This is a genomic window from Myxococcus llanfairpwllgwyngyllgogerychwyrndrobwllllantysiliogogogochensis, from assembly GCF_006636215.1.
GTDB classification, from domain to species: Bacteria; Myxococcota; Myxococcia; order Myxococcales; family Myxococcaceae; genus Myxococcus; species Myxococcus llanfairpwllgwyngyllgogerychwyrndrobwllllantysiliogogogochensis.
Map to the genome: position 1 here is coordinate 1 of NZ_VIFM01000101.1, position 26,966 is coordinate 26,966.

General features: G+C 68.1%; 23 protein-coding genes. 13 read left to right on the top strand and 10 right to left on the bottom strand.

Going from position 1 to position 26,966, the window contains the following annotated elements; genetic code table 11:
• The 5 genes from FJV41_RS23990 to FJV41_RS24010 all read left to right on the top strand — a co-directional run.
• Nucleotides 1-365: MFS transporter (locus tag FJV41_RS23990; RefSeq protein ID WP_141644867.1), on the top strand; the 365-nt coding region annotated here is incomplete at its 5' end.
• 1 nt (nt 366) lies between these two features.
• Nucleotides 367-1,413: a phosphate acyltransferase PlsX gene (gene plsX, locus FJV41_RS23995; RefSeq protein ID WP_371745607.1), complete on the top strand. Its 1,047-nt coding sequence runs from the start codon at nt 367-369 to the stop codon at nt 1,411-1,413.
• Complete coding sequence (locus FJV41_RS24000; protein ID WP_141644869.1) at nt 1,410-2,453, top strand: phosphatase domain-containing protein; 1,044 nt, start codon at nt 1,410-1,412, stop codon at nt 2,451-2,453. Before plsX ends, FJV41_RS24000 begins: the two co-directional genes overlap by 4 nt.
• A 615-nt stretch (nt 2,454-3,068) precedes the next feature.
• Nucleotides 3,069-4,787 carry a polynucleotide adenylyltransferase PcnB gene (gene pcnB / locus FJV41_RS24005; RefSeq protein WP_141644870.1) on the top strand — a complete coding sequence of 573 codons (1,719 nt, stop codon included), beginning with the start codon at nt 3,069-3,071 and terminating at the stop codon, nt 4,785-4,787.
• A complete protein-coding gene (locus FJV41_RS24010; protein WP_181790890.1) occupies nt 4,784-5,719 on the top strand; it encodes a DMT family transporter in 936 nt (311 codons plus the stop codon). Before pcnB ends, FJV41_RS24010 begins: the two co-directional genes overlap by 4 nt.
• A 6-nt stretch (nt 5,720-5,725) precedes the next feature.
• Here the strand turns inward: FJV41_RS24010 and FJV41_RS24015 are convergent, their stop codons facing one another.
• Together FJV41_RS24015 and FJV41_RS24020 are read right to left on the bottom strand one after the other, a co-directional pair.
• A complete protein-coding gene (locus FJV41_RS24015; protein ID WP_141644872.1) occupies nt 5,726-6,934 on the bottom strand; it encodes a DNA polymerase IV in 1,209 nt (402 codons plus the stop codon).
• A gap of 60 nt (nt 6,935-6,994) precedes the next feature.
• The gene (locus tag FJV41_RS24020; protein ID WP_141644873.1) at nt 6,995-7,996 is read right to left on the bottom strand and encodes an aldo/keto reductase; all 1,002 of its coding nucleotides are present in this window, start codon (nt 7,994-7,996) and stop codon (nt 6,995-6,997) included.
• A gap of 82 nt (nt 7,997-8,078) precedes the next feature.
• On the opposite strand from FJV41_RS24020, the gene FJV41_RS24025 reads away from it, so the two are divergent.
• Together FJV41_RS24025 and FJV41_RS24030 are read left to right on the top strand one after the other, a co-directional pair.
• Nucleotides 8,079-8,999 carry a LysR family transcriptional regulator gene (locus FJV41_RS24025; RefSeq protein WP_141644874.1) on the top strand — a complete coding sequence of 307 codons (921 nt, stop codon included), beginning with the start codon at nt 8,079-8,081 and terminating at the stop codon, nt 8,997-8,999.
• A 12-nt stretch (nt 9,000-9,011) separates the two neighbouring features.
• Nucleotides 9,012-9,659 carry an HAD-IA family hydrolase gene (locus FJV41_RS24030; protein ID WP_246137374.1) on the top strand — a complete coding sequence of 216 codons (648 nt, stop codon included), beginning with the start codon at nt 9,012-9,014 and terminating at the stop codon, nt 9,657-9,659.
• A gap of 115 nt (nt 9,660-9,774) precedes the next feature.
• Here FJV41_RS24030 and rpsD read toward each other — a convergent pair whose 3' ends face one another.
• Nucleotides 9,775-10,407: a 30S ribosomal protein S4 gene (gene rpsD, locus FJV41_RS24035; protein ID WP_141644875.1), complete on the bottom strand. Its 633-nt coding sequence runs from the start codon at nt 10,405-10,407 to the stop codon at nt 9,775-9,777.
• A 529-nt stretch (nt 10,408-10,936) separates the two neighbouring features.
• On the opposite strand from rpsD, the gene FJV41_RS24040 reads away from it, so the two are divergent.
• Nucleotides 10,937-11,512 (top strand): hypothetical protein, encoded by a 576-nt coding sequence (locus FJV41_RS24040; RefSeq protein WP_246137375.1) that lies wholly within the window; start codon nt 10,937-10,939, stop codon nt 11,510-11,512.
• An 87-nt stretch (nt 11,513-11,599) separates the two neighbouring features.
• On the opposite strand, the gene FJV41_RS52460 is transcribed toward FJV41_RS24040, so the two are convergent.
• Entirely contained in the window at nt 11,600-11,752 is a 153-nt protein-coding gene (locus FJV41_RS52460) for a hypothetical protein (protein WP_174487361.1), read from the bottom strand.
• A 33-nt stretch (nt 11,753-11,785) separates the two neighbouring features.
• Here FJV41_RS52460 and FJV41_RS24045 point away from each other — a divergent pair, with 33 nt between their 5' ends.
• Nucleotides 11,786-12,187 carry a hypothetical protein gene (locus FJV41_RS24045; protein ID WP_141644876.1) on the top strand — a complete coding sequence of 134 codons (402 nt, stop codon included), beginning with the start codon at nt 11,786-11,788 and terminating at the stop codon, nt 12,185-12,187.
• Nucleotides 12,188-12,202: 15 nt separating this feature from the next.
• Here FJV41_RS24045 and FJV41_RS24050 read toward each other — a convergent pair whose 3' ends face one another.
• A complete protein-coding gene (locus FJV41_RS24050; protein WP_141644877.1) occupies nt 12,203-12,469 on the bottom strand; it encodes a hypothetical protein in 267 nt (88 codons plus the stop codon).
• Nucleotides 12,470-12,543: 74 nt separating this feature from the next.
• On the opposite strand from FJV41_RS24050, the gene FJV41_RS24055 reads away from it, so the two are divergent.
• Nucleotides 12,544-14,496: a hypothetical protein gene (locus FJV41_RS24055; protein WP_141644878.1), complete on the top strand. Its 1,953-nt coding sequence runs from the start codon at nt 12,544-12,546 to the stop codon at nt 14,494-14,496.
• A gap of 190 nt (nt 14,497-14,686) precedes the next feature.
• Here FJV41_RS24055 and FJV41_RS24060 read toward each other — a convergent pair whose 3' ends face one another.
• Entirely contained in the window at nt 14,687-17,095 is a 2,409-nt protein-coding gene (locus tag FJV41_RS24060; protein WP_141644879.1) for an FG-GAP and VCBS repeat-containing protein, read from the bottom strand.
• Between the two features lie 381 nt (nt 17,096-17,476).
• Between FJV41_RS24060 and FJV41_RS24065 the strand changes: the two genes are divergently transcribed.
• Nucleotides 17,477-19,279, top strand: coding sequence for a protein kinase domain-containing protein (locus tag FJV41_RS24065; RefSeq protein ID WP_246137376.1), 1,803 nt, complete (start codon nt 17,477-17,479; stop codon nt 19,277-19,279).
• A gap of 9 nt (nt 19,280-19,288) precedes the next feature.
• On the opposite strand, the gene FJV41_RS24070 is transcribed toward FJV41_RS24065, so the two are convergent.
• Complete coding sequence (locus FJV41_RS24070) at nt 19,289-20,254, bottom strand: RluA family pseudouridine synthase (protein ID WP_141644881.1); 966 nt, start codon at nt 20,252-20,254, stop codon at nt 19,289-19,291.
• Entirely contained in the window at nt 20,251-21,396 is a 1,146-nt protein-coding gene (locus tag FJV41_RS24075) for a serine/threonine-protein kinase (RefSeq protein WP_141644882.1), read from the bottom strand. The genes FJV41_RS24070 and FJV41_RS24075 overlap by 4 nt, the downstream gene beginning before the upstream one ends.
• Nucleotides 21,397-21,526: 130 nt before the next feature.
• On the opposite strand from FJV41_RS24075, the gene FJV41_RS24080 reads away from it, so the two are divergent.
• Nucleotides 21,527-23,575, top strand: a complete 2,049-nt coding sequence (locus tag FJV41_RS24080) for a serine/threonine protein kinase (RefSeq protein ID WP_141644883.1) — start codon at nt 21,527-21,529, stop codon at nt 23,573-23,575.
• A 75-nt stretch (nt 23,576-23,650) separates the two neighbouring features.
• Complete coding sequence (locus tag FJV41_RS24085) at nt 23,651-23,938, top strand: hypothetical protein (protein ID WP_141644884.1); 288 nt, start codon at nt 23,651-23,653, stop codon at nt 23,936-23,938.
• 47 nt (nt 23,939-23,985) lie between these two features.
• On the opposite strand, the gene FJV41_RS24090 is transcribed toward FJV41_RS24085, so the two are convergent.
• On the bottom strand, nt 23,986-26,124 hold the full coding sequence (locus FJV41_RS24090; RefSeq protein WP_141644885.1) for a putative metal-binding motif-containing protein: 2,139 nt from the start codon (nt 26,122-26,124) through the stop codon (nt 23,986-23,988).
• Entirely contained in the window at nt 26,121-26,945 is an 825-nt protein-coding gene (locus FJV41_RS24095) for a tetratricopeptide repeat protein (RefSeq protein WP_246137377.1), read from the bottom strand. The genes FJV41_RS24090 and FJV41_RS24095 overlap by 4 nt, the downstream gene beginning before the upstream one ends.
• Between the last annotated feature and the right edge of the window lie 21 nt (nt 26,946-26,966).

The following is a 26,966-nucleotide window of genomic DNA, read 5'->3' on the forward strand; positions in this document are numbered from 1 at the left end:
CGGCGGGCTTCGGGGTGACGGCGCTGGGCCTGGCGCTCCTCCCGGTGGCGCCCACGTACGGGTGGCTGTTTCCCGTCATGGGGCTGTTGGCGGTGGGCTCGGCCTTGACGAACCCCTGCCTGTCCGCGCTGGTATCGCTGCATGCGCCCCCGCAACGACTCGGTGCGGCGCTGGGGGGCTTCCAGGCCGCGGGCTCGCTGGGGCGGATTCTGGGGCCGGCGCTGGGCGGGTGGCTCTTCACCCGCTTGGGGCCCGGGGTGCCGTACGGGACGGCGGCGGGAATGCTCGTGGTGGGGGCGTTGGTAGCGGCCAGCCTCGTGACTCAGGCGAGAATGGCAGGCGCGAGGGCCGGACAAAGGTCGTAAGATGGGGGCCATGGTGGTCAAACAGCCGCAGCCCGTGACGATTGCCTTCGACGTGATGGGGACGGACCATGGGCCAGCGGAGGTGGTGCGCGGAGCCGCGCAGCTCTCCCTGGACTCACCCCACATCCATGCGTTGCTGGTGGGGGACCGGACGCTCATCGACAACGCGCTCGCGGAGACGAAGCACAACGGCGAGCGCATCTCCGTCCAGCACGCGGCGGACTTCGTGGGCATGGACGAGAAACCCGGCGAGGCGCTGGCGCGCAAGCCCAACGCGTCGGTGGCGGTGGCCGCCAGGCTCGTCGCGGAGGGCGAGGCCCAGGCGCTGGTGTCCGCGGGCAACACGGGCGCGGGCGTGCTGGCGTGCGCGCGCCACTTCCAGCTCATCCCCGGCGTGCGCCGCGCGGCGCTGGCCACGGTGTATCCGACGCGCTCGGTGCGAGGCGCGAAGGAGGACCCGTTCTCCCTCATCCTCGACGTGGGGGCGACGGTGGAGGCCACGGCCGATGACCTGGTGACGTTCGCCGTCATGGGCTCGCAGTACGCGCGCATCATCTCCCGCAACGAGCGGCCCAAGGTGGCGCTGTTGTCCAACGGTGTCGAGCCGCAGAAGGGCCCGCCCCGGGTGGTGGAGGCGCACGCGCGGCTGTCGGAGATGAAGGACATCAACTTCATCGGCAACGTGGAGGGCATCGACATCCCCAAGGGCACCGCGGATGTCATCGTCACCGACGGCTTCACGGGCAACGTGTGCCTGAAGATGCTGGAGGGCGTGCACGAGACAGTCGTGGAGCTGGCCCAGTACGCCTACAAGGAGAGCCTGCGCTGGCGCGCGGGCCTGGCCATGCTGTCCAGCGGGATTCAGCGCATCAAGGACATCACCGACTGGAACCAGTACGGCGGTGCGCCCATCCTCGGGTTCGACCGCATCTTCATCAAGGCGCACGGGCGCTCGAAGGCGCGCGCCATCGCCAACGCGGGCAAGGTGGCCGCCAAGGTGGTGGCGAACAACCTGGGGAGCTCCATCCGGGAAGGTCTTCAGAAGTGAGTCTGCCGGACCGCATCGACCCGCGACCGCCGCGGCGCATCTACCGCTGGGATCTGGACAAGACGTACCTCCAGACGGACTTCGATTCGCTCAAGGACCTGCTGCGCACCGCCTTCCAGAAGGCGCACGAGAAGGTCGCCATCCCAGGCGCGAGCGCGCTCATCCGCGAGCTGTCGGAGAACGGCGACTCGCGGCTGTGCATCGTCTCCGGCAGCCCCAAGCAGATGCGCGCCGTGCTGGAGGAGAAGCTCAAGCTGGACGGCGTGCGCTGGGACGAGTTCGTCCTCAAGGACAACATCGGCAACCTCTTGCGCGGGCGCTTCCGCGCGCTGCGCGGGCAGGTGGGCTACAAGCTGCCCGCGATTCTGGAGAGCCGGGTAAAGGCGCCCGCGGAGGCCGAGGAGGTCCTCTTCGGTGACGACGCGGAGGCGGATGCGTTCATCTACTCGCTCTTCGCGGACCTGATTGCCGGCCGCGTGGACGAGCGCGTGTTGTCCCAGGTGCTGGAGGCGGGCGGCGTCTATCCGGACGACGCGGAGCGCGTGCGCGCGGCGTGGAAGCAGATTCCGGTGGCGGACCCGGTGCGGCGCATCTTCATCCACCTGGACAAGCTGACGCCGCCCGCGCACTTCACGGCGTATGGGCCTCGCGTCGTCCCCATCTTCAACTACTTCCAGGCCGCGCTGGTGCTGCTGGCGGACGGGCATCTGTCCGCGCCGCAGGTGCTGAAAATCGCGGTGGAGATGGTGCAGACGGCGGGGCACAACATCATCACCCTCTCCAACTCCTTCCAGGACCTGCTGCGCCGGGGCCTGCCGCTGCAGCAGGCGGCAGTGGCGCTGTCCCAGGCGCTGGAGGGGCCCAACAAGCTGCTCGCCGCGATGCGTCCGATGCCGGACATCCTCTCCGCGTTCAGCAAGCGGCTCGCGGCGCTGGGCACGCCGCCGCCCCCTCCGCCCGTGCAGGCGGTGGACTACGTCTCCCTCATCCACCACGCGCTCCCGCGAAACCACAAGGGCCGCACCAAGCCGTCTCCCTGAGCCCGCCGGGACAGGAGCCGCGGCGCGCGCACACCCCATGTGCGAGGGGTGCCCGAACTCAACGGGAGGGTGGCTGCCTGGTGTCCAGACGACCGACCAGGCGGGTGGGACGCGTCCGGGCCCGCCGGGGTGCTGCCCAGGCGGGCTGGTGCACGGTGCTTGGGCCGGTTCCAGAACGTTTCACGCGCTTCCAGTGTTGATACGGAACAGAGTCATCCGGGAGGGCGGGAGCCTGCCGCCGGCTGCCGGCCATGGGGTTGATACTCGTGGCGGACTCTTTTTCACCGCCTGGAGCGAGCCTGGAACAGGATGCCCTTCGACGCCTCCCCGAATGCACGGTCGAGCCCCTTGTTGCTGGAAAAGGGACGGGTGGGGTGGAAGCGCTCCACCTGTCCGGTGGACCCGCAGAAAGGGCGCTACTCCCTCCCAGGGCGGATGCGCTATAGACGGCTGCCCCTGAAGCGCCCCGTTTGGGGTGTCCATGGTGATGACGCGAGTTTTGACTGAAACGCCGCCTGCCGGCGGTCCGCTGCCACCTGCGCCCGATAAGACGCGCGCGAGGTTGCCTCATCCGAGGCGGCAGTGGGCTCCGAGCGCGGCGCTCAAGAGGTTTCCATGTCTTCCAATCTGGAGCTGACGACTGCCCCCTCGGAACAGGCGAGTGCCCCCGAGTCCGTGGCCGCCGAATCGGCCCTCCCCGAAGTTTCTTCCCACTCCGCTGTCTCCGCCGACGAAGCGCCCGAGCCCAGAAGCCAGATGAGCCCGCTCGAGGACGACGCCGACGACGAGTCCGATGACGACGACGAGGTCGACGCGCTCGACGGCGTCTTCGACGAGACGGGTCTGGCCGCCGCGGAGGTGCTCGCCGCCGCCGAGGCGCAGGACGCCGCCGAGGCCGCCGAGGACGAGGTGGAGCAGGTGCCCACCGTGCTCGAGCCGGAGCCCGAGCCGACCCCCTACGAGCGCGCGCTGCACGCCCCTCATGTCCGTTCCACGGGAGAGCCGGCGGAAATCGACCCGGACGAACTGGACCCGGACGCCCTGAAGGTGGTTCTGCGGCTGCATCAGCACGGCCATCAGGCGTACCTGGTGGGCGGCTGCGTGCGCGACCTGCTGCTCGGCAAGAAGCCCAAGGACTTCGACGTCGCCACCAGTGCCCACCCGGGCGAGGTGCGCGCCATCTTCCGCAACTGCCGGCTCATCGGCCGTCGCTTCCGGCTGGCGCACGTCTACTTCAAGGGAGGGAAGATCATCGAGGTCTCCACCTTCCGGGCGAATCCGACGGAGCTGGAGGCCGCGGCGCCTTCCGCGCCGGAGGACGAGGGCGAGGCCGGGGGCGATGACCTGCTCATCACCCACGACAACGTCTTCGGCACCGCGCAGCAGGACGCGCGCCGCCGCGACTTCACCATCAACGGCCTGTTCTACGACGTGAGCGAGGGACGGGTCATCGACTACGTCCGCGGCCGTCGTGACTTGGACGAGCGGTTCATCCGCACCATCGGCGACCCGGAAGTGCGCATGCGCGAGGACCCGGTGCGAATCCTGCGCGCCGTGCGTTTCGCCGCGAAGCTGGACCTGGACATCGAGTCGCGCACGTACGCGGCCATGGAAGGCGCGGTGGAGGACCTGCCGCGCTGCGCTCCCGCGCGTCTGCTGGAGGAGACCTTCCGGCTCATCCGTGGTGGCGTGTCGGCACCGGCCCTGAAGCTGCTGGACGCGCTGGATGCGATGAAGTTCCTGCTGCCGCCGGTGAATGCGTACCTCAAGCAGCACGGCAAGGAAGGCGAGAAGACCTTCTACGCCTTCGCGCAGGCGCTGGACCGCCGGGTGGCCGCGGGTGAGCCGCTCGACGACGCCATCCTCCTGGCGGCGTTGCTGGTGCCCATCAGCCACTCGGGCCCGCCCGCCGAGCCGCAGGAGGGCGGTCGTCCTTCCGTGTCGCAGGTGGTGGAGGAGCTGCTCGCCGGCTTCGTCCAGTCGGCCCGGCTGCCCCGCCGCATCGCCGAGCGCTGCCGCATGCTGCTGCTCGCGCAGCGCACGCTGTCCGGCGAGCGCCGCCGCAAGAGCGCGGCCTTCCGGCGTCACCCCCTCTTCGGAGAGGCCCTCACCGTGTTCGAGATGACGGTGGAGGCGACCGGAGAGCACCGTGAGCAGCTGGACGCGTGGAAGGCCGGCGAGGTGCCGCCTCCTCGCCCCGAGGCCTCCGACAGCGAGGGCTCCGAGCCCGGTGGCCAGCGCAAGCGTCGTCGTCGTCGTCGTCGTCGTCGTGCCGGGGGAGAGGGCTCCGCCTCAGCGGGTTCTTCATCCGGCTCCGGCGCCGGCGAGGCGTGAACCCGGCGCCCCCCGTGGAGGTGGAGGTCCCCCGGACACGTGTCTACGGGGGACTGGTGCTGGGCGTGGTGGCCGTGTCCTGGGCCGCGCCGCTCATCCGCTTCGCGGAGGCGCCTTCCCTGGCCATCTCCGCGTGGCGCCTCACCTTCGCCTCGGTGCCGCTGCTGGCGCTCGCGTTGGTGCGGGGCCGCTCGGAGCTGACGTCCCTCTCCGCGCGGACCTGGGGCTTGCTGGTGTTGTCCGGCCTGGCGCTGGCGCTGCACTTCGCGACCTGGATTGCGTCGCTCCAGTACACCACCGTGGCCAGCTCGGTGGCGCTCGTCACCACGCAGCCGGTGTGGGTGACGCTGTTCGCGTGGCTCGCCCTGGGTGAGCGCGTGGGCCCTCGTGGTATCGCGGCGCTTGTCCTGTGTCTCGCGGGCAGTGTCCTCATCGGCGCGCGGGACTTCGCGGCCGGAGGCACGGCGCTCTGGGGTGACCTGCTCGCGGTGGCCGGTGCCGTCATGGCGGGCGTGTACTTCGTCGTGGGCCGTCGCGTGCGCGAGTCGATGTCGCTGGGCACGTACGTGGGCATCGTCTACTCGGTCGCGGCGGTGGCGCTGATGGTGGCGCACGGCTTCGTCGACTCGCCGCTGACGGGCTTCACGCCGAGCACCTGGATGGTGCTGGTGGGACTGGCCCTGGTGCCGCAGCTCATCGGCCACTCGCTGCTCAACGCCTCCGTGCGTCACCTCTCCGCGCCCTTCGTGGCGGTGGCCTCGCTCGGTGAGCCCGTGCTGTCCACGCTGTGGGCCGTGCCGCTCCTGGGTGAGAAGCCAGACTGGGTGCAGCTCGTCGGTGGAGGACTGGCGCTGGTGGGCGTGTTGGTCATGTCCCGGGACGAGGCCGCGCGCCAGCCGCCGCCGCCCGACATGGTTCCCGCCGCGGACTGAGCGCGCTCAGCGCTTGGGTTTGTCCTTGTCCACGGGGCGCTCGGAGCGGTGCTCGTCGCCATCCGGGGCGTCGCTGCCCGCGATGTCCGCGGTGGTGATGGCCTTGCTGCCGAAGCGCTCCGCGATTCTATCCAGCGCCGCGTTCAGCTTGGCCGTCCGGGGCGGCGCGGCGGGGAAGAGGCCGAGCTGGGGCGGCACCTCGTCGAGCTGCACGCTCACCCCGGTGAGGCGGACGGGCTTGCCCTCGTGTGAGCGCTCCAGCAGCTCCAGCGCGGTGCGATAGAGCGTCTGACCGTCGTCCGTCGCCTCGCGCAGCGTGGTGCGGCGGGTGAGGAGCGTGAAGTCCGAAAGCTTCAGCTTGAGCTGCACCACGCGGCCCTTCACGCCCGCGCGCCGCAGGCGCCGAGCCACGCGCAGCGCCTGGGCATGCACGTGGGGCTTGAGGGTCTCCACGCCCGCGAGGTCCTCCTCGAAGGTGTCTTCGGCGCCCACGCTCTTGGCCGCGCGGTCCGGCACCACCTCGCGCATGTCGATGCCCTGCGACAGCTCCCACAGGTGCCGACCGCTGGTGCCCAGCCGCGCCTCCAGCCACTCCGGGTCCTTCGTCGCCACGTCGCCGATGGTCTTCAGCCCCGAGCGCTGGAGGGCCTCCTCCGTCTTTGGCCCCACGCCCCACAGGCGCGACACCGGCAGGCCCGCGAGGACCGCCACCGTCTCCTCCGCGCGGACCTCCCGCTGGCCGTTGGGCTTGGCCAGGTCCGAGGCGATCTTCGCCACGAACTTCACCGTGGCGATGCCCGCGGACGACGGCAGCTTCAGCTCGTCCGCGATGTCCTTGCGGATGCGCCGCGCGATATCCGCGGGCGAGCCGAACAGGCCCACCGAGGCCGTGACGTCCAGGAAGGCTTCATCCAGGGACAAGGGCTCGATGAGCGGGGTGTAGCGCTCGAAGATGGAGAAGACCTGCTCGCTGGCCTCCGCGTACGCGGGGAAGCGTGGCTTGACGATGATGGCATGGGGCGCGGCCTTCACCGCGCGCGCCATGGGCATGGCGCTGCGCACACCGAAGGGTCTCACTTCATAGGACGCGGCGACGACCACGCCTCGCTGGGCATGCCCGCCAACGATGACAGGTTTGCCCTTCAGGGCTGGGTTGTCCCGCTGCTCCACGGACGCATAGAAAGCGTCCATGTCCACGTGGATGATGGCTCGCATCGCACCAACCACTCTAGCGGCTCTGTCTGACGTTGCAGGGGCTCCAATTGGGCGTGGGCGCTACCGGCGCTCGCTGTCCAGCAAGCGCAGCTGCTCGGGCCCATAGCGTCCACCAGAGACGGCCCCAAGTGAGTCGAGCGCGGCGACGTCCTCGCTCGTCAGGGGCCGATTCAAGGCCCCCAGCGCGTCGTCGAGCTGCGCTACGTTCTTCATCCCGATGACCGGTACGAACCCCGGCTGTCGTGCGAGCACCCAGGCGATGGCGAGCTGTGCGGGCGACATCCGCCGCTCTTGCGCGAAGCGGTGGAGCGAACCCACCACGTCCTCGTTCTTTTCGCGATGCTCGCCACTGAAGCGGGGCAGATGGGCGCGGAAGTCACCGGCGCCGGTGGGCTTGCTCCCGGTCAACAGTCCTCGGGAGAGGACGCCGTAGAGCGTCGCGCTGATGCCGAGTTCCCGGAGGGTAGGGAAGATGTTCGACTCGGGGCCCCGGCTCGCGAGGGAGTACTCGATTTGCAGGTCGGCGATGGGGTGGACGCGGTGCGCGCGGCGGAGGGTTTCGGCGCCGACCTCGGAGAGCCCGATGTGGCGGACGTACCCCGCCTTCACCAGGTCCGACATCGCGCCGATGGTCTCCTCGATGGGGACGTTCGGGTCCAGCCGTGCGGGGCGGTAGATGTCGATGACGTCGACGCCCAGGCGCTTCAGCGAATACGTGGCGAAGTTCTTCACGGCGGCGGGGCGCAGGTCCATGCCGAGCCAGCTTCCATCCGGGCCCCGGAGCGCGCCGAACTTCACGGAGAGCTGGACCCGCTCGCGGCGCCCGGCGATGGCGCGTCCCACGAGCAGTTCGTTGTGTCCCATGCCGTAGAAGTCGCCCGTGTCGAGCAGCGTGACGCCGCGCTCGGTGGCCGCGTGCACGGTGCGCAGGCTCTCGTCGTCGTTGGTGGCGCCGTACATGCCGGACATGCCCATGCAGCCCAGGCCGAGTGGGAAGACCTCGGGTCCCGTGGTACCCAACTTCACCGTGTGCCGCGTCTGCCTGGCTTCCTGCGTGCTCATCGCGTCTCCCTTTGTCGTGCCGACGTGACAAGAATTCGCGAATCGCCATCCTGAAATCCAATCAATAGGATGCATCCAGAACATGAACGCCATCTATGAGAAGTCGCTGGACCTCAACCTGCTGCGAGTCTTCGTCGTCGTGGCGGAGCTGGGCAGTGTCACGGCGGCGGCGGCGCGCCTCTATCTCACGCAGCCCGCGGTGAGCGCGGCGCTACGGCGCCTGACGTCAGCGGTGGGCTCACCGCTGTTCGTCCGGGATGGGCGCGGGCTCGTTTTGAGCGCGCGGGGGCGGCGACTGCTGGCCTCCGCGAGGCCGCACCTGGAGGCCCTGGTGGAGGCCGCGCTGGCTCCCCTGGCGTTCGACCCACGGACGAGCGAGCGAACGGTTCGCCTTGGCCTCTCCGACGCGAGTGAGTCCTGGCTTCTGCCGCGCCTGCTCCAGGCGCTCGCGAGTGAGGCCCCTCACCTGAAGCTCGTCGTGCTTCCGGTGCAGTTCCGCACCGTGGGAGGGTTGCTGAGCGCGTCGGCGGTGGACCTGGCGGTGACGGTGGCGGATGAGCTGCCTTCGGGCATGCGGCGACTGGAGCTGTTCACCGAGCACTTCACGTGTCTGCACGACGCGCGTCGGCTTCGCCTCGGGAAGACGCTCACGCTGGAGCGCTACCTGGCGCAGGAGCACGTCATCGTCTCGTACAACGGAGACCTGCGCGGCGTGGTGGAAGATGTGCTCGGCCACCAGCGGCGGGTGAGGGTGTCGATTCCCACGTTCCATGGCCTGGGCGCCCTCCTGGAGAACAGCACGCTCGTCGCGACCGTGCCGGGGATGGTCGCTCGGGACGTGGTGGCGCTGCGCCCGTTCCTTCGTCAGCTGAAGCCGCCCTTCACGTTGAGAGGCGCTCCCATGGAGTTGCTCTGGCGGAGCGCGTCCGAGGACGACGAGGCCATCCGCTTCGTCCACGAGCAGGTTGTCAGCGTGGTGCGGAGCCTGCGGCGCGCGTCGTGAGGGGTTTCTGGTATGACTCCGCAGCGCCTCATGTCTCCCTATCGCCTGGTCATCTTCGACTTCGACGGCACCCTGGCGGACTCCCTGCCGTGGTTCCGTTCCGTCTTCAACGACATGGCCGACCGCTTCGGCTTCTCACGGCTGACGCCGACGGAGTTCGAGGCGATGCGAGGCATGTCCGGACGCGAAATCATGGCGCACACGAAGGTGCCCATGTGGCGGCTGCCCGCCATCGTCAGCTACATGCGCAAGCAGAAGCTGTCCGCCGCCGCCTCCACGCCCTTGTTCCCGGGCGTGCCGGAGTTGCTCGCGGAGCTGAAGGACGCCGGGGTGACGGTGGCCATCATCAGCTCGGACAGCGAGGTGTCGGTGCGCTCGGTGCTGGGCCCCGTCGTCGACTCGGTGACGCACTTTGACTGTGGCGCCGCCATCTTCGGAAAGGCCGCGAAGTTCCGACGCATGCTCAAGCGCGCCGGGGTGACGACGACCGAGGCCCTGTCGGTGGGCGACGAGATTCGCGATATCGAGGCGGCGCGAGAGGCGAGCATCCCCGCCGCCGCCGTGGGATGGGGCTACACGCTGGCGGACGCACTGGCGCGCCATGCTCCCGCGCACCTGTTCCACTCCATGGCGGAGTTGAAGGCGGCGCTGCTGCCCTGAGCACCCAGGCGCCTCGGTGTGACGCGCCTGGGAGTCCGTCGAACGGGGGGCCTCGGGCGCGAATGGGAGGCCCTGGAGGCAGACCCATTCGCGGTGATTCCGAGTGCCCGCCGCGTCAGCTGCGCTGCGCGTAGTACTCGACGATGAACGGCTCGTTCACGTCGACGGGAATCTCCTCCCGCTCCGGGGTGCGCACGAAGCGCAGGCCCTCTCCGTCACCGAGCACCTGCACGTACGGCGGTACGGAGCGCCCCTTCATCCGCTCGAAGGACTCGCGGACGATGAGCAGCTTCAGGTGGGCGGGGAGGTAACGAATCTCGCTGCCCGGCTTGACGCGGAAGCTGGGGATGTCCGTGGCGGCGCCATTCACCTGGAAGTACCCGTGGCGGACGAACTGGCGCGCCTGGCGGATGCTCGTGGCCAGCCCCGCGCGCAACACCAGCGCGTCCAGGCGGCTCTCCAGCAACTGCAACAACACCGTGCCCGTGTTGCCCGGCGAGCGACGCGCTTCCATGAACGCTCGGCGGCACTGCTTCTCCAGCAGGCCGTAGTACAGCTTCAGCTTCTGCTTCTCCCGCAGCCGCCGGGAGAAGTCGCTGTTGCCCATGCGCGCCGTGGCGCCGTGCTGGCCGGGCGGATAGGGACGCCGCAGCACCGGGTCCTTGTCCGGGTCCTTCGCGGTGATTCGCGAGAGCGGAATCCCCAGTCGCCGGCACATCTTGCCCCTCGGTCCCAGATCACGTGCCACGTCTCGTCCCTCCGTATCCGGCTCGATGCTGTCGAGCTCAGTTGATTTTGATAATCAGTATCAATATCAAGATCAGTACCGTGAATACGGGCCTCGGGTCAAGCCGCACCGTGCGAGTTGGGGGTGAGGGGCGCTCACGGACGGTGTCGTCCGGGCGTCGCGGGTGAGGGGGACACCGGGGTCGGCGAGGCTCGGACGCAGGCCGATGAGCGCGGAGGTGGAGGTCTCTACGAGGCGCGACTTCGGGAGTCAGGTGAGGGTTTGCGAGGCGCCCGGCCGGTGCAAACCCAGGCATGGCGCGCCAATCGACCAGCGCCTTGCGAACGCTCTGGGCGTGGTCAAGCGAGACACCTGTTGGTTCTCGGTGCCTGGAAGATGAGAGCCGATGCTGGCGAATCGTGTCGCCGGTGCGTTGCATTCCGCGAGGGCGGTCCGCGCTGTGAGTCGTTGAGGGACGGCGATAGAGTCCTTGTCCTCCTCTCATCGGAGTCTCTCACGTCATGACTGTCTTCAAGCAGATTGCCTTTGCGTGTGCCGCAGTGTCCCTTGTTGTCTGTGGTGGACTTCCCGAAGGGGAGGCTCCCAGGAGACGCTGGACGCGCAGCAGGCCGCGCTGACCACCAGCTCCTTCGGCGGCTGTTTGTTCACCCTCTCCTCGGCCGTGATTCCCGTGGAGCTTCCTCCGCGCCATGCCATCACCCTGACGCGCAATGCCTCGGGGACGTGTCCGTATCCCGCGGCCAGAGTGGAGTTGGGCCGCTCCTACAACACTCCACACATCGCTGCGCTCGGCACCAGCGTGGGCCTGACCACGGCCTTCTCGTACAAGCAGTCCCCGAGCGGCAGTGCCAACACCCAGTGCAAGGTCAATCACATCGACGCGGCCACGCTCACGAAGCTGCGTGACACGAACATCGTGGTGAACTTCGGCGCCGGAAACGTCCCCGTCTGCAACCTGGACCAGACGGACGCTGGCACAACGCTGGTCGTCTACGGCACGAAGACGGGCCCGCTCCCCGGCGAGACGGGGAGTGGCGGCAACTACGTGGCCACGGATTACAACGTCTTCACCAGCACCACGGCGCCTGTTTATTACGCCTACTGAGAGGACTCGAGTCCCGCGGAGGCGCTGCTCCGCGGGCCGTCGGACTTCATCTCCCGGTGTCCCGAGTGCTCCGCGCCCGCCTCAAGGTCAGGTGCCGCTCTTGTCGAACATGGCAGTGAAGGAAGCGCCGTTGTTGTAGACCCGCGGCTTCTTCAGCCAGTAGCGCGCCGTCACTTCCGCCACTGCCCGCGCTTTCGACAGCCCATGCCAGCACACGCCGGCCGAAGTGGTAGGATTCACGCGACGTATCGACCTCAAGCCAGGAGATTGTCGATGAAGCCGAGCATCCTTGTCGGAGGACTGTGGGCCCTGTGCGTGCTGGTGGGCTGTGGTGGCGCGGAACAGGAGCCTTTCGAGCAGACGGTGTCGGAGCAGGCCGTGACGTGCCAGCAGGCCTGTCAGTCCGAGTACCTTGCCTGCATGCGGGAGAACGCCGGAAGCGGCCCGGGCAAGGCGCTGTGTGCCCAATCCCTCACGTGGTGTCGCGCGGCTTGTCCCCCGGCGCTCGGGGCCGAAGCGACGGTGTCCGAGAAGCCCGCTCACCTGCTGCCGCCATGCGCGTCGTATGAAAGCTTTCTGTGCTCGGGGGCCTCCAGCGAGGTCGTCTGCTACCACGACAACGGGCAGTTGGGTGGCTGTACCTGCTCGGAAGAACTCATCTGGAGTTGCTACTGAGGGGCTCGCCTCTCTTCAGCCCGTGGGGCGGAGCACTCCACTGTCGTTGGCGTCCTCCTCCGCATGGAACCCGATGAGGCAGTTCGCGATGACCTGAAGCAGCTCGCGGTCCGCGTGAGGATGACGACGGGCGGCGAGCCAGCCGTCTTTCGTCCAGGCCACCCGGGCAAGATACGGCTCGGGCGGGATGCGCCCGTGTCGCAAGCGCGTCATCGCGAAGGTGATGGGCGAGCAGCGCCGGGCCGGAGAGAAGCGGCGGGTCCTCTCGATGACAGTTCCCACGAGATGCGAGGCCCGGTGGGCGCGGCGCGCTCCGACTTTCTGTTTGGATTCGACTCCCACCCCTGGGAGTCCCCATGCGAACGTGTCGTGCAGCCGAGTCTGCCGTCGCCGGAGTATTGCTCGTCGTCTCCACCTTGTTCCTGGGCTGCACGGGAGGAGAGGCTGACGAGCCTCCCGAGCCGCTCGACGGTGTCGTCCTGGCGCGACAGGGGCAGGGGTTGGTGGACGGCAGCAACATCACCGAGTACGCCGCATCGTGTCGCGCGGAGCTGGGGCGGCTGACGGACGCCACGTTCAACTGCCGGGACGGGACGCTGCTGCACACCACCAACACGCCAGACGGCATGACCTGTGACAAGCCGGTGTGGCTGGACCTTGGCGGCAAGTACTGCGTCGACAATGCACGCCTCTTGAAGCTCAAGACGAGCAACCCGAACACGGAGGCGCGCGTCATCTGCCGCCGCTACAAGGCGGGGCTGGATACGTCGGAGAGCTTTCAGGATGTCGCCATCGTCGTCGCCAACAAGACGTCGGGGGCGACATGCTACTTCCAGGCCTTGAGCGGCAGCGGCGCGGACCTCAATGGCAAGAATGTGCCCAATCCGATGGCGGACCCCGCTTCCGCGGATGCGGCGGAGCGCGCCGCCGCCACGGCGGCCAGGGCGTTCTACATCAGCCCTCAACGGCTCCGGGACAACTCCAGCCTGCACTGCTCCAAGTGCCATGACAGTGACCCCTGGATGCACTCGCCCTACATCGACCAGGTGGCGGCGACCGTGGATGGGTTGCCCGCGGGATTCAAGAAGGGGAAGTACAAGCTCGTCGAGGAGGCCTATCTCACGAACGCAGGGCGTGGGTGGCCCAAGCCGGAGACGGTCACCACCGCTCAAGTGAAGGACGGTGATGGGAATGTCGGCAATCAGGAGTGCACCACCTGTCACCGCATCGGCACCAAGAACACGTGCGCGGACTGGTTCCCCAGGTCCGTCGACAAGGCCGCCATCCCCGGACGCAACGCGGCGAACGGCGTGTGGCCGAAGAGCCACTGGATGCCGGAAGTGCTTCCCGCCACGAAGGCCGAATTCCATACGCTCTATGACAACCACATCAAGGCGCTCGAGTGCTGCTGCACCACGCCGTGGAAGCTGGGCTGCACCACCTTCACCGACCTGACGGACCTGACCAAGAAGCGTCAAGGAACAGGCGCGGTGGATTTCAAGCCCGGTGCGCAGAAGTGTGTGGATGGCACGACGGGGGTGGTGGCGCTCGGCGTCAGCATCGCTCCCATTGTTGTCGCGGCGCGAGGCTCCGGAGAGAACTCCTGCACCTCACCCCTCACGGCGCCGCTCTGTGCGAGCTTCACCATCGAGCGCACCGATTTGGAAGGCACCACCACCACGCTCACCGAAGGGCCCAACGGCGCCCCGTTGATGGCCTGCGCCAGTCATCCCCAGTCGCCCTATCCAGGGCCTCACGAGTCATTCCTCCCTCTGGAGCCAGGCGACCTGGTGACGCTCTCCACGCCGCAGCGGTATGCCTTCGCGGACAACCATGACCTGCTCGAGTTCGTGGGGTGGCAGGTTTCGGAAAACTGCCCCTGTGCGAATGGTGGCAGCACGACGTGTCAGTTCCGCACTCGCGGCAGCCGCCACTGGTACGGAACGGATCCCGAATTGCCAGAGGTGACGTACGAGGGCGACCCGGAGGGCTTTCATTGCCAGGCGCTCTACCAGCGCACGGAGGTCTGTCGAACTCCCGACGCGGGCGTGGATGCCGGCACGGACGCGGGCGTGGATGCCGGATACGACGGGGGCCCAGGTGACGCGGGTTGGGATGGCGGCGTGCTCGACGCGGGAATCGCTGACGCGAGTGTCGACGCGGGAGTGGCCGACGCGGGAATCACTGACGCGGGGGTGAAGCGCTGTGATGGCGGAGTGAGCGTCCGTGTGCCTGTCGGCGAGGGCGGCCCCACTCCCGTCGAGGACTGCGAGGTGACCGAGCAACCCGAGGAGCCCGAGGAGCCTTGAGCCAGGGCCTGTCTGAATGAGCCCACGGGCCGGTGCGCACGCCGCATGGCACCGGTCCGATGGTCCTTGGGGGGCCTCGTTGGACCTCGTCTGGAGTCCCCTACCGAGGGGACTGCGCCAGTCGCCCTGAACCGCGACGCCCTCCAGCGTCCCGTGATGCCTCACGGGGGCTGGAGGGCGTCACGTCCTGTCAGTGCTGCCACTCCTTGCCCATGGGCATCTCTCCCGCGCGCACGCCGGTCCTGCTCTGCGTGCTCGTGGTCTGCGTGCTCGAGAAGGTGACGGTGTAGAACCCGCCCGTCTCGGGCGTGCCCGCTCGAGGCGTGTAGACGGCGATGTCCGTCTTCCCATCGCCGTCGTAGTCGCCCGTGACGGGAACGTCGCTGACTCCTCCGAGGAACTTCACGTGGGACGTCCCGGTGGAGCTATGCAAGATGGTGAAGTAGCCGCCGCCGTCATTCGCGGGCCAGCGGGGCGTATAGAGCGCCCGGTCACTGGCGCCATCGCCGTCGTAGTCGCCAATGACAGGAATGTCTCCCACCTGTCCCATCGTGTCCCAATCCCAGAACCCTCCCGTTCCCTGTCGCACCCAGACAGAGAACCAGCCGCCCCAACCCGTACTGCTCTTGTACTTGTACAGGGCGAAGTCATCCCTGCCGTCTTCATCGAAGTCTCCGACGACGGGCACGTCGTCGGGTTCGCCAGCCTTGAAGAGGACGGGTTCGGGGTCTCCAGTCTGGCTCGAGATCCACTTGAACTGTCCATAGACGAGATTGGGAGGGGTCCCCTCGGGAGTCGGGAAGCGTTGGTACACGGCGATGTCAGTGATCCCATCGCCGTCGTAGTCCGCGGCAAGGGGGATGTCGCCAGGCCCGCCCAGGTCGAACCAGCTCCAGTGTTGTCCCTGGCTCCGCCACACCGAGAAGAACCCAGGCGTAGTGGCGCTCCAGGCAGGTGTGTAGACGGCGAAGTCCGTGAGGCCATCGCCATCATAGTCACCCGTGAGCGAGATGTCCCCGGGGAGCCCACCTGCGAGGCCCATCGGTCTTGGCAGGGAGCTGGTCTTCACCGTGAGCAGTCCCGTCTGGGGCATCGCGGGTGATTTCCAATACCAGGTGAAGTCCGACTTACCATCCCCATCGAAATCATCCTTCCGCTGATACATGGGCGTATCCGTGTAGACGTGTACTTCCCATGGACCAAAGGTGTCCTCCCATCCCCCTAGACTGGAGCTGTATGGAATGGGGCTGCGCTGCTCGAAGAGGCTGCGAGCGGGCAGCGTGCCATTCCATGTCTGTGGGTGAATGGTGGCGGTGATGGGACTGGACGTGTGATTGGCGACGATGACGACATGGCGTTGCCCGATGATGCGGTGCGTGCCTTCGAGTCCGGGAGTCAGCATCAACCCCCAAGTGCCATCCGCGACCAGCGCGGGTTCCAGGATGCGAAGCTGCGAGGCGACCTTCTTGATGTCCCACCAGAGCTGGGAGTTCTGCTCGATGGCGTCCGTCCCCCACCAGAAGATGCCACGCGCCCCATGGATGATGGAGGAGTAGGCCATGAAGCGAGTCTCGATGTAGTTGGGACGCCGTCCTGTCAGCGGGTTCTGCCAAGTGGAGCAGCACTCCCCTCCGCCCTGTCCCTGGAGCACCATCAGGATGGGGCCCTTGGCGACATAGGGCGACGCGGAGTCCTGATCATAGAGCACCTGCATGGCATCGAGGGTTTCTGCTGGACCCATGAGCGGGGCTTCCGGGAATGGCGGAGAGTAGCCTTCGAGCGTCACGTAGATGGGATACCTGTCGTGTCCCCACGCGTTCGCCCCGTCACTCCATTGCTCGTATGCGGCGGGGGAAAGGCCTGGCAGCAGGGGCCCCCCGGACGGAAAGCCACCCGCGTTGGGGGCGGCCACCTCCGTGTAATAGACCAGATGCGAGGGGTCCCTGGAATTGACGAACGCGCGGAAGCTCGTGGCCTCCGTCACGCTGGGAATGCGAGCACGCTGGCTCGCTGTCAGAACCAGATTGACCCCTCCATCGGCAAACTGCGCGACCTGCCCTGAACCGACCTTGTTCCAGCCCATCTCGTCCTGGCTTTCGTAGCCGAGGAATGCAGGCTTGCCCTTCAGTGCCTGGATCTTGAGGTCCAGGTCGCTGCCGATATGGTGCTGGGCGTCCTTCTCTCGCACCCAGTGCAGTTCACTGAGTGCCCCTCCCCGATCGCTCCAATTCCAGGCTTTGCCCAGGGCATGGACCCCGTGCGACTCCATCTTGTCCAGGTCGGCGGGAGTCAGGTCATGGATGTCCACGATGACGGCATTGAATCCCGCGCGACCCAGTTCTCCGAGCCCGAGGTCTGTCTTGTCAAGGCTTGGGAGAAGATCCGCCAGACCCGCGTCCGCGTTATCTCGTTTGGGGTAGTCGTAGGTGCCAATCACGAAGAAGCGCTGGCCGTTTTGAATCCAGAAGGGCACTGGTGGTGGGGGCTCTGTCTCCGTGGGGTTGCAGATGGGCCGCGTGTCGCCGGGGAGGCAATTGGGGTCCGCGAAGGAGAGTTGGGGTACGACCAGGCCCAGGCCAGCGACACAGGCCGCCAGCACCAGTCTTCGTCGTCTTGAGGTTTCTCGAGGAGTGGGGGTCATGCGGCGTGTATACAATAGGACGATTGCCGGCAGGGCTTTCATTGTCAGGCGCTACCAGCGCACGGATGTCTGTCGAACCCCCGTCGAGGACCGCGCGGCGACCGAACAACCCGAGGAGCCCGAGGCACCTTGACCCGGGGTGGGTCTGAAGGCCCATACGGCTGGTGCGTTCGCTGCATGGCGCCCGTCCGATTGTCCTTGGGCCTCCATGGACTCCCAGCCCAAGGGGTTGCTCTGGGCTGATGCGATTCGTGGGGCTACATTGCACGCCTCATGGATTCCGCCCCCTCCAAGCCCTTTGGTCGCTATTCGTTGGTGTCAAGGCTTGGCAAGGGCGGCATGGCGGAAGCGTGGCGCGCGCGGCTGGTGGGGGAGGCGGGCGTGACGAAGCCCGTGCTCATCAAGAAGGTGCTGCCGGAGTACGCGCAGGATGAGCGCTTCATCCAGATGTTCATCAGCGAGGCTCGCATCTCCGCGTCGCTGTCCCACGGCAACATCGCCCAGGTCTTCGACTTCGGACGGACGGAGGGCGAGCACTTCCTGGCGATGGAGCTGGTGGACGGGCCGCCGCTTCATCGCATCATCAAGCGCGCGCTCCAGCATGGCCTGAGCGCCGTGCCGGTGGCCCAGGCTGTCTTCATCGCGCTGGAGGTCTGTCGAGGGCTGCATTACGCGCACACGCGCGCGGACAGCCGGGGTGTTCCCCTGGGCATCGTCCATCGGGACGTCTCTCCGGAGAATGTCCTGGTCAGCTACGAGGGGCAGGTCAAGATCGTCGACTTCGGCATCGCCAAGGCGCGCGAACTGCGAGGGTTCAAGACCGAGCCCGGTGTGGTGAAGGGCAAGTACCTCTTCTTCTCGCCGGAGCAGGCGCGCGGCGAGGACGTCGACGCACGCACGGATGTGTGGGCGGCCGGTGTGGTGCTCTACCAGATGCTGTGCGGGCGTTTGCCGTTGCAGGGCCCCGAGTATGTGGTGATGCACCAGTTGCAGGAGGGGCGGTTCCCGTCACCGAGGACGCTGCGCCCGGAGCTGCCCGTGGAGCTGGATGCCATCGTCCAGAAGGCGCTGGCCGTGAAGAAGGAGGAGCGCTTCGAGTCCGCGCACGCCTTCGCCGAAGCGCTCTCCGGGTTTCTCTATGCGACGACGCCTCGGTTCTCGCCCATGTCGGTGGCGTGGCTCGTCCAGACGCTGTTCACCATGGAGTTGCGTGAAGAGGGACGCGAGCCCCAGGTGCCCACGCCCTTTCGGGAGGAGCTGGCTCGCGCCGCGGAGACTCGCACTGTCGCCACGATGAACGAGGTTCCCGTGGTGACGCAGGTCTCCACCCACCGGTGGACCTCGTATCGACAAGGCCTGGGCGCGGGGCTTGGAGCCGCGCTCCTGTTCTCGGCGGCGCTGGGTGTGGTGACGTGGACGCTGAGCGGGAAGTCGAGCCCCAAGGTGTCGGCCCCGGCCCCGAAAGCGGAGCAGGCTTCCACGGCCCCATCGTCGCCCACGACAGGGGCCCCGGTGCCTTCAGACGAACTGGCGGAGGTCCAGGTTCCGGCAGTCCCGTTGTCTCCCGAGAAGACCCCCGAGGTCGCAAGTCCGACGTCTCTGCCCGAGAGGGATGCGGGCACAGCGGCCGTCGCACCCGCTCGCGAGGACAAGGCCCCGACTGTCGCGGTCGCCATCCTCGTTGATGCTCCGAAGCCAGGGAGCGCGACATCCGCTCCGCGTCCTCCTCCTGTCGTGTCCGCCGCGGGCGTCAAGGCGCTGTCGCCCGAAGACGAGTTCGCCGCGCTGATGAAGGCAGGGCGGTCCGCGGAGCAGGCAGGTCGTACCAAGGCCGCGATGGTCAGCTATCGCAAAGCCCTTGTGCTCAAGGACGGCTCGCATGAAGCCCGGAAGGAGCTGGGGCTCCTGCTGGTGAGCGGCTTCGAGTCGGAGAAGTCCTTGCGCGAGGGCGTGGTCCTGCTCCAGCACGTCGTTCGCGCGGATGGCGCCGATGCTCGCGCCTGGTTGTCGTTGGGGATGGCCTACCAATCCCTGGGAGACAGCAACCAGGCGGCGGAGGCCTTCAAGAAGTACCTCCTACTGGTGCCCACGGGCGGCGCATCCAATGCGGCTCGGGCGATGCTCAAGTCCCTGGGGAAGTGAGCAGCCCCGTCAGCTCGCCGGACTCTCGTCCTCGCGCTCGCCGCGAGGCAGGGGCAAGCCCAGTCGCTCCAGCTCCGCGCGCAGCTCCGGGGGCAGGGGACTCGTTACATGCATCGGCTTCTTCGTCTCCGGATGCGGCAACCCGAGCGCCCGTGCATGCAGGAAGAAGCGCCCCAGCCCTGGCGCCTCGCGCCCGCCATAGAGCGTGTCGCCGACGATGGGCGCTCCAATACCCGCCATGTGCGCGCGCACCTGATGCAACACGCCCGTGAGGATGCGCACCTCCACCAGGCTGTACTCGCCCACGCGCGCCAGCACGCGGAAGCGCGACACCGCCTCGCGCGCGTCCTCGGCGCCGTGTGGCGCGGGCTCCACCCGGTCCGGGTGACGCGGGTGATGGCGCAGCGGCAGCTCGATGTCGCCCTCGTCCACCAGGGGCCCCGTCACCAGCGCGAGGTAGCGCTTGTCCACCGCGCGCTCACCGAAGGCCGCGCGGACGGCATCCCACGCCGTGCGCGAGCGCGCGGCCACCACCACGCCCGACGTCTCCACGTCCAACCGGTGGCACAGCCCGCCTTCGCGCGGGTCCACCGACGCCTGCGCGCACTCGGGGTAGCGCGCCACCAGCGCGTTGGCCACCGTGCCCGTCTCTCCCGACTGGAGCGGATGCGAGGGCCGGCCCGCGGGCTTGTCCACGAACACCAGCGCGGCGTCCTCGTGCAGCACGACGAGCGGGAACTCCTCGTCGGGCACCGCCTCGCGCGTCTCCTCCTCCACCACCACGGAGATCTGCTGCCCGGCCGTGAGCGTGAGGCCCTTCTTCGCCGCCCGGTGGTTCACCTTCACCGCGCCCGCATCGAAGAGTCGCTTGAGGCGCGCGCGCGACAGGCCCAGCGCCTCGCCCACGAAGAGGTCCACCCGCTGGCCCGCCTTGTCGGCGTCCACGGTGAAGGTGTGCAGCTTGGAGGGATTCACTCGGAAAGAGCCTCGTAGACTTCCTCGGCCGTCTGGAACCGGTCGTCCGGCTCCTTGCGGATGAGGCGGTGGGCCACGCGTGCGAACTGCGGGTCCCCATGAAGGTTCAGCGCCAGCACCGGCGGAGGCTCCGTCTCCAGCACCTGCCGCCACAGCTCGTGCGGCGTCTTCGCATCGAAGGGGGGCCGCCCGCTGAGCAGCTCATAGAGGATGACGCCCAGACTGTACAGGTCCGAGCGCCCATCCAACGGCTCCCCGAGAATCTGCTCGGGCGCCATGTAGCGGTACGTGCCCACCAGCTTGCCCGCCTCGGTAATCGCCACGTCGTCCGCGAGGAACTTGGCCAGCCCGAAGTCCATCAGCCGCACCTGCCGGTCCTCGTCCACCATGACGTTGGACGGCTTCAAGTCCCGGTGCACCAGCCCGTGCCCGTGGATGTAGGCCAGCGCCTCGCACAGCTGGAGCATGGTGTCCTTCAGCCGCCCCATGCGCTCGGGACGGTTGAGGTCCTCCTCGCGCGGCGCCCGGCCGTCGTCCACCAGCTTGCGAGCCGCGGGCGGGGGCAGGTCGAAGCCCTCCATCGAGTCATCCGAGCCGGAGCCCGAGGCCAGCTCGTCTTCGCCTTCCCCCGCGCCGTAGGGGTCCAGGTCCTCGCTGGGAGGCTCCTCGTTGAAGGCGTCCATGCTGAACAGCCCCTCCGCCGCGGGGCGGGCGTCACCCGCGGCGTCGGCGTTGGAGATGCTGTCGCTGCCAGGGCCGAAGTCCTCGTCCGCGGTGCGCCGCACCGTCAACAGGCCGCGCGGCGTGGTGCCGCTGATGGGCGACAGCAGGTCGTCCCCTCGGATGTCCAGGTAGTGGCGCAGCGTGAGCCCCTCGATGAGCTCCATGGCCAGGTAGGGCCAGCCCTGATGGACCCCCGCCTCGAAGACCTTCACCACGTTGGGATGGGACAGGTCCGCCAGCGTCTCGAATTCACGCGCGAGTCGTCGCGCCGCCCGTTCGTCCAGCGCGGGGCCGGCCGACAGCAGCTTGAGCGCGACTTCGTCGTTGCTGCGGCGGTCCAGGGCCCGGTACACGGTGCCGGCCCCGCCGCTGCCGAGCGTCTCCAGGACGCGGTAGGGACCGATGACCTTCGGGGGCATGCGTGCGCGGATCCTACGGACGGCGTCGCGTCACGGTCAAACTTGATGATGCCTGGCTGCATGGTCCGGGGCAGAACACTCGGGCAGGCATTTCACTTTTCCAGGGAAACCTGGGAGAACCCTTCATCAAATGCAAGTCGGGAAGTATCAACTCGTCCGGAAGCTTGCCTCGGGGGGCATGGCGGAGGTCTTCCTCGCCAAGGCCGCGGGCCCCATGGGCTTCGAGAAGACGCTCGTCCTGAAGCGGATCCTCCCGCACCTGGCGGAGGACCCAGCGTTCGTGGAGATGTTCCTGGGGGAGGCGCGGCTGGCCGCGCAGCTGGAGCACCCGAACATCGTCCAGATTTTCGACTTCGGCGAGGCGGACGGCAGCTACTTCCTGGCGATGGAGTTCATCGACGGGCCCACGCTGCGGCGGCTGGTGAAGCGCGCGGCGGAGCAGCCCCTGCCCCCGATGATGTGCGCGAAGCTGGTGTCGCTCGCGGCGGAGGGCCTGTCCTTCGCGCACGACTTCTGTGATCCGGCGACTGGAGAGCCCCTGGGGCTCATCCACCGCGACGTGAGTCCGGACAACATCCTGGTGTCGCGGCAGGGCGCGGTGAAGGTGGTGGACTTCGGCGTGGCGAAGGTGGCGGGGCAGGGGCACCGCACGCAGACGGGCGTGGTGAAGGGGAAGGTGGCGTACATGCCACCGGAGCAGCTCCGGACGAAGCCGCTGGACCGGCGCGTGGACGTGTACGCGCTGGGGGTGGTGCTGTACGAGCTCCTGACGGGCAAGCGTCCCTTCGACGCGACGACCGAGGCGAGCACGATGCAGGCCATCCTGTTCGAGCCGTTCATCCCCGTGGTGGAGCGCCGGCCGGATGTGCCGGTGGCGCTCCAGAAGATTCTGGACCTGGCGCTCGCGAAGGAGCGGGACACCCGCTACGCGGACTGCCGCGCGCTCCAGGCGGACCTGGAGCGCTACCTGCTGTCGTCGGGTGAGTCCGTGGGGGCGTACCAGCTCGCGCAGTTCGTGGCGAAGCTGGTGGCGGAGGGTATGTCGGGGCCGGTGGTGGCCTCGCCCGCGGCGATGGGAGGTGCGACGCCCGCGAAGCCCGGGAGCACGCCGAAGTCCATGGCGGCGCCTCCAGAGGCGAAGGGGCCTCCGCCTCCGCCCGTGGACTCGACGTCTCCCACGACGCCCATGCCGCTGTCGGTGCGGGGGATGATTGCGGAGGGACGTCCGCAGCCCGTCTCGAATGAGGGCGGCAAGGGCTCGGACGCTCCGGAGCGTGCGGCGAAGGCGGCGGGGGCGCGACGCAAGCCGGCCTCCCGTCCGATGCTGCCGGCGCAGGGTGGGGTGGCCTCCGAGGCTCGAAGCGCGGGTGAGGGCTGGAACGCGTCGGGCATCGCCGCGGTGACAGCGCCCGCGGGGCCGTCGGGGGAGTCCGAGCGGGATGCGGAGGAGCGCGTCCCGACGAATGGCGGCGGGGCGGACGAGGACGCCATCTCCACGGGCGCGCAGGTGCGTGCCCCCAAGGCGAGCAAGGCCTCGACGGGACTCCTCGCCGTGCTCGTGGGTGGAGCGGTGCTCGTGCTCGGCGGCGTGGCGGTGGTGGCCACTCGGGGCGAGCAACCCATTGTCGTGGTGCCTCCTCCTCTTCCCTTGGGGAAGAGGCCGGAGGCGAAGCGTCCGTCGACGGTGGAGCCGCCCAAGCCTTCCACCGCGCAGGAGCGGGTCGCGGGCGGGGATGCCCCGCCGGCGGGACAGGCGCCGCAAGTGGCGGTGATGAAGGCGGAGCCTCCGCCCACCGCGCCGGTACCGTCACCGAAGGGGGTGACCGCGACGCCCGTGGAGAAAGCGCCGCCGGCTGTCGTGTCCGCTGCTGGCGGCACTTCCGCCGCGCCAGTACCCGTGTTGCCCGAGGTGAAACCTGTCGCGAAGGCCGCGCCGCCACCGCGCCCGCGCGCGAAGGTCGTGGCCACGGGCATATTGGAGTTCCGCATCCGCCCCTATGCGACGGTCGTGGTGGACGGAGACAGCCTCGGGCAGACGCCGGTGGACCCCATCTCGCTGCCCGAAGGCAAGCACACCATCCGGCTCATCAATACCGCGCTGGGCAAGGACGAGACATTCACATACGAGGTGAAGGCGAGGCAGAAGAACATCTTCAAGCACAACTTCCACACGGAGTAGGCGCGTCTTGCCCGTGGCCTGAAAGTGGCCTGGGCGGATGCGCGGTGTCGGAATGAAATTGTAGGCTTTGCGCCCATGCACCTTGCAGAGAAATGGCTTTACGGGCTGGTTGGCGGCAGCGGGGCTTTGCTGCTCGTGTTCTTCCTCCGCGCGATCGAGCTTGAAAGTCGCGGCGTCAGTGGCGGCCCGGAGTGGGGGGTGTTTGCCTTCCCCGCGGCCTCGATGATTCCCGCCTCCGGGCTGCTCTGGCTGTTCTTCGGGCACAAGCTGGAGAATCACAAGCTGTGGATCATCGTGTCCACGCCGCTCCTGTTCGTGCTCACGGTGGTGGCCGCGGGCGTTCTCGTGCCTGTCTCCTACTGACCAGTCCGCGCCGAGCGCCCGGGCTCATTCACAACCCGGGGCCGCACTCAAGGCCATGCGGGCCAGTGGAGGATGCGGCCACTGGTGCCCACGACCCAGAGGTCGTCGGGGCCGGTGCCCGTGATGTCATTGAGGCGGATGCCTCCCGTGGAATGGACCTGCTGCCAGGTCTGCCCATTGTAACGGTAGACGTGTCCGCTCTTGCAGGTCGCATAGGCGGACCCCGCGCCAAAGGCGATGACCGAGGTCAGGTCGTGCGTCGTGGGAAAGGACAGCCGGGTCCACTGACCCAGGTGCCACCGCAGGACGGTGCCTGTGTCTCCCACCGCGAAGGCCAGCCTGGCGTTCGCCACCCAGACACCCCGGAGCGTGTCGAGGTCGGGTGCGACGTCCTCGACGGCCTCGGTATCCCACTCGCCGGAACTTCGGTTGTAGCGATAGATACGCGCGTCCGTCGCGGGGCCTCCCACGATGAAGACGGTGTCCGCCGTCGCTCCATGCACGTCGTAGACATAGTGAAAGTTGTTGTTGATGGGGTTGTAGGTCGGTGTTCCGGTGCCGTTCCAGGTGAAGGCCGCGCCCTCGTCCGAGGCCAGGCTGTCGGTCGCTCCGTAGAGCGTGAGCACGTTGTTGTTCCGCACTCCCACCAGGCCGTGGACCCACAGGTTGTCGTTCTGGACCTGGACGCAATTCGACGCCGAGGAGTCCTGGCGGGCCTTCCTCCCGTCGACGGAGCCGAGCCACGCGCGACCGGTGGTCGGGTCCGCCCAGACGCTGGTCCACGCGGCGTCCGTCATGCCGCAGCCAAAGTCGGAGAGGACCGTGAACGTCACCTGCCCGGGGGTCAGCCTTGCTCGAAAGTTCTCGTCGCCGCCCACCCAGACCCCGCCGCGAGTCCAGGAGGAGGCGGAGATCCATGTCTGGCTGGTGGAGGCCACCGTCTGCCCGGCCCAGGTGGGAGTGAGTCCTCCCGGGCACTGGGTCGGGCCTTCCTTCTGACCGTCGCAGTCGTTGTCCAGGTCGTCACACAGCTCCGGCGCGCCAGGATGGGTGAGGGGGTTCCCATCGTCGCAGTCGCCGGTGTTGCTGACGTAGTCGCCCGCGGGGTGCACGCAGGAGCGGATGGCTCCGGAGGTCTGGCCAGAGCCGTCGCCATCCTCGTCCAGGTACCAGGCCGGGACGGACTGCGTGGCCCCGCAGACGAGAGTGGTGCCACTTGTGTCGCATTGGAGTTGTCCCGTGCACTGCGTCGCAGAATCCGTGCACGTCGAGCCGAGCCCGGGGAAACCCTCGTCGAGGATTGCATCGCAGTCGTTGTCGACTCCGTCGCAGCGCTCCAGAGCGCCCGGATAGATGCTGGCGTTCGTGTCATCACAGTCATCCGGGGGGGCGGTGACGTAGCCGGCTGGCACCGCGTCACAGAAGGTCGTCGGGGTGACTCCCTTCTGTCCATGTCCATCTCGGTCCTGGTCCAGGTAGGCCAACCGCGCGGAGGGACTGTCGCAGGAGAGGCGTTGGTCCGTCACGTCGCAGCGGTAGACACCCTGGCACCCCGCGCTGAGCGTGCACTGACCTCCCAGGTTGAAGTGCGCCTCATCGTTGATTCCGTCGCAGTTGTCGTCCTGCGCGTTGCACCGCTCCGCCGCGCCGGGGTTGATGTCACTCTGGTCATCCTGGCAATCCGTTCCGCCGTTGACGCGACTGACATAGCCATCCCGATCCGCGTCCTGGGCCTCGATGCGGAGCGTGGCGGGGACCCCCCTGTTGTTGGCCACCGTGACGCTCGCGAGGTTGATCCCCACCGCGACTCCCTCGCAGCTCTGCTCGAAGGCTCTTGCCTCCACTTCCACGGTGGGTCCCCAACCTTTGGGTGGAGAGACGACGACTCGAAGATTGAAGCCGGGCCCTGCGCCGATCAGGACGTCCCTGAAGGTTTGTGAGACCTCCTTCCCGCTGCCCGCGTCCCGGGCACGGACGAGCACGCAGCGAGGGCTGAATTCCACGAGGGCTACCGTGAGGTGGATGCTTCGACATGCGGTGCCACCGCCGAGCACCGCATTGGCCGGTTGACCGTCGAAAGCGGTCTCGAGGTCAAGATGGCCGTCGCAGTCCGGATACAGCTCATCCAGGTCTGGCACTGTGCAGGCCGTGGCGAACAGCAGGCACAAGAGGGCAGGGCGCATCATGGATGCACCTCCTCGTTCTCGGGCTCGGAGCCGGTGAAGTAGGTGATGACCGCCCCCGCGACCGAGGTGACCGCGACGCCGAACAGGACATTCGCGGCGAGTGCCTGTCCCCGGGCCGAGTCCAGATGCCCTCGCTGTGCGTCGACCTGCGTGGCCTCGCGGGCATTCTGGATGTTCCCCCGGGAGCGAAGTCCGAAGTAGCTCCCGACTCCGCCCGCCGCGAGCCCGGCCCCCGCGAGGACCATCGAGATGGGACGGAGCCTGGACAGCGCTCCGTTCGGAGGCGCCATTCGCAACTCCGCGGCCTCCTCCTCCGGGTGGACTGGAACCAGCGCGACCTCGGGGACTTCCTGGATGGGACGCTCCAGGTTGTCCGAGTGGGGCACCTTCGGCTCCGGCATGGCGGTGGCACCGGTGCTGCCCGCGTTCGGGGGCGCATTCCGCGCAAGGTCCCGCGACACTTCCCGGCGCACGTTCTCGAAGTCCCGTTGCACCTTGGGGGACACCTTCACGGGAAGCGACGCCAGGGGACGCAGCGTCAATCCCTGCCGGAAGGCGACGAGGGACTTCTGTCGCTGGCCGAGGTCCGCCAGCACCAGACCTTCATAGAGCAACGCGTCGGCTCGCTCATCCTCGGTCCTCGCCAGGGCCTTGGCATCCGAGAGCGCGAGCAATGCCTGTTCGTACGCCAGTTCCTCGTACAGTCGTGCCGCGTCACGCAGGCGCTCCTGAAAGGCATCAGGCGCTGTCGCAATCCGCGTCGCCCGCGAGACGACCGGCTGCGCCGAGGCCGCTCCCGCGAGGGCCAGGGTGAGGCTCATCAATGGTGGGAGGACCCTGAT

Excerpts from the sequence above, each read along its gene's own strand:
- FJV41_RS24090 (WP_141644885.1), bottom strand. The coding sequence starts at position 26,124 with ATGATGCGCCCTGCCCTCTTGTGCCTGCTGTTCGCCACGGCCTGCACA.
- pcnB (WP_141644870.1), top strand. The coding sequence starts at position 3,069 with ATGTCTTCCAATCTGGAGCTGACGACTGCCCCCTCGGAACAGGCGAGT.
- FJV41_RS24045 (WP_141644876.1), top strand. The coding sequence starts at position 11,786 with ATGAAGCCGAGCATCCTTGTCGGAGGACTGTGGGCCCTGTGCGTGCTG.
- FJV41_RS24020 (WP_141644873.1), bottom strand. The coding sequence starts at position 7,996 with ATGAGCACGCAGGAAGCCAGGCAGACGCGGCACACGGTGAAGTTGGGT.
- FJV41_RS24065 (WP_246137376.1), top strand. The coding sequence starts at position 17,477 with ATGGCGGAAGCGTGGCGCGCGCGGCTGGTGGGGGAGGCGGGCGTGACG.
- plsX (WP_371745607.1), top strand. The coding sequence starts at position 367 with ATGGGGGCCATGGTGGTCAAACAGCCGCAGCCCGTGACGATTGCCTTC.
- FJV41_RS24055 (WP_141644878.1), top strand. The coding sequence starts at position 12,544 with ATGCGAACGTGTCGTGCAGCCGAGTCTGCCGTCGCCGGAGTATTGCTC.
- FJV41_RS24085 (WP_141644884.1), top strand. The coding sequence starts at position 23,651 with ATGCACCTTGCAGAGAAATGGCTTTACGGGCTGGTTGGCGGCAGCGGG.
- FJV41_RS24075 (WP_141644882.1), bottom strand. The coding sequence starts at position 21,396 with ATGCCCCCGAAGGTCATCGGTCCCTACCGCGTCCTGGAGACGCTCGGC.
- FJV41_RS24095 (WP_246137377.1), bottom strand. The coding sequence starts at position 26,945 with ATGAGCCTCACCCTGGCCCTCGCGGGAGCGGCCTCGGCGCAGCCGGTC.
- FJV41_RS24030 (WP_246137374.1), top strand. The coding sequence starts at position 9,012 with ATGACTCCGCAGCGCCTCATGTCTCCCTATCGCCTGGTCATCTTCGAC.
- FJV41_RS24015 (WP_141644872.1), bottom strand. The coding sequence starts at position 6,934 with ATGCGAGCCATCATCCACGTGGACATGGACGCTTTCTATGCGTCCGTG.
- FJV41_RS24025 (WP_141644874.1), top strand. The coding sequence starts at position 8,079 with ATGAACGCCATCTATGAGAAGTCGCTGGACCTCAACCTGCTGCGAGTC.
- FJV41_RS24080 (WP_141644883.1), top strand. The coding sequence starts at position 21,527 with ATGCAAGTCGGGAAGTATCAACTCGTCCGGAAGCTTGCCTCGGGGGGC.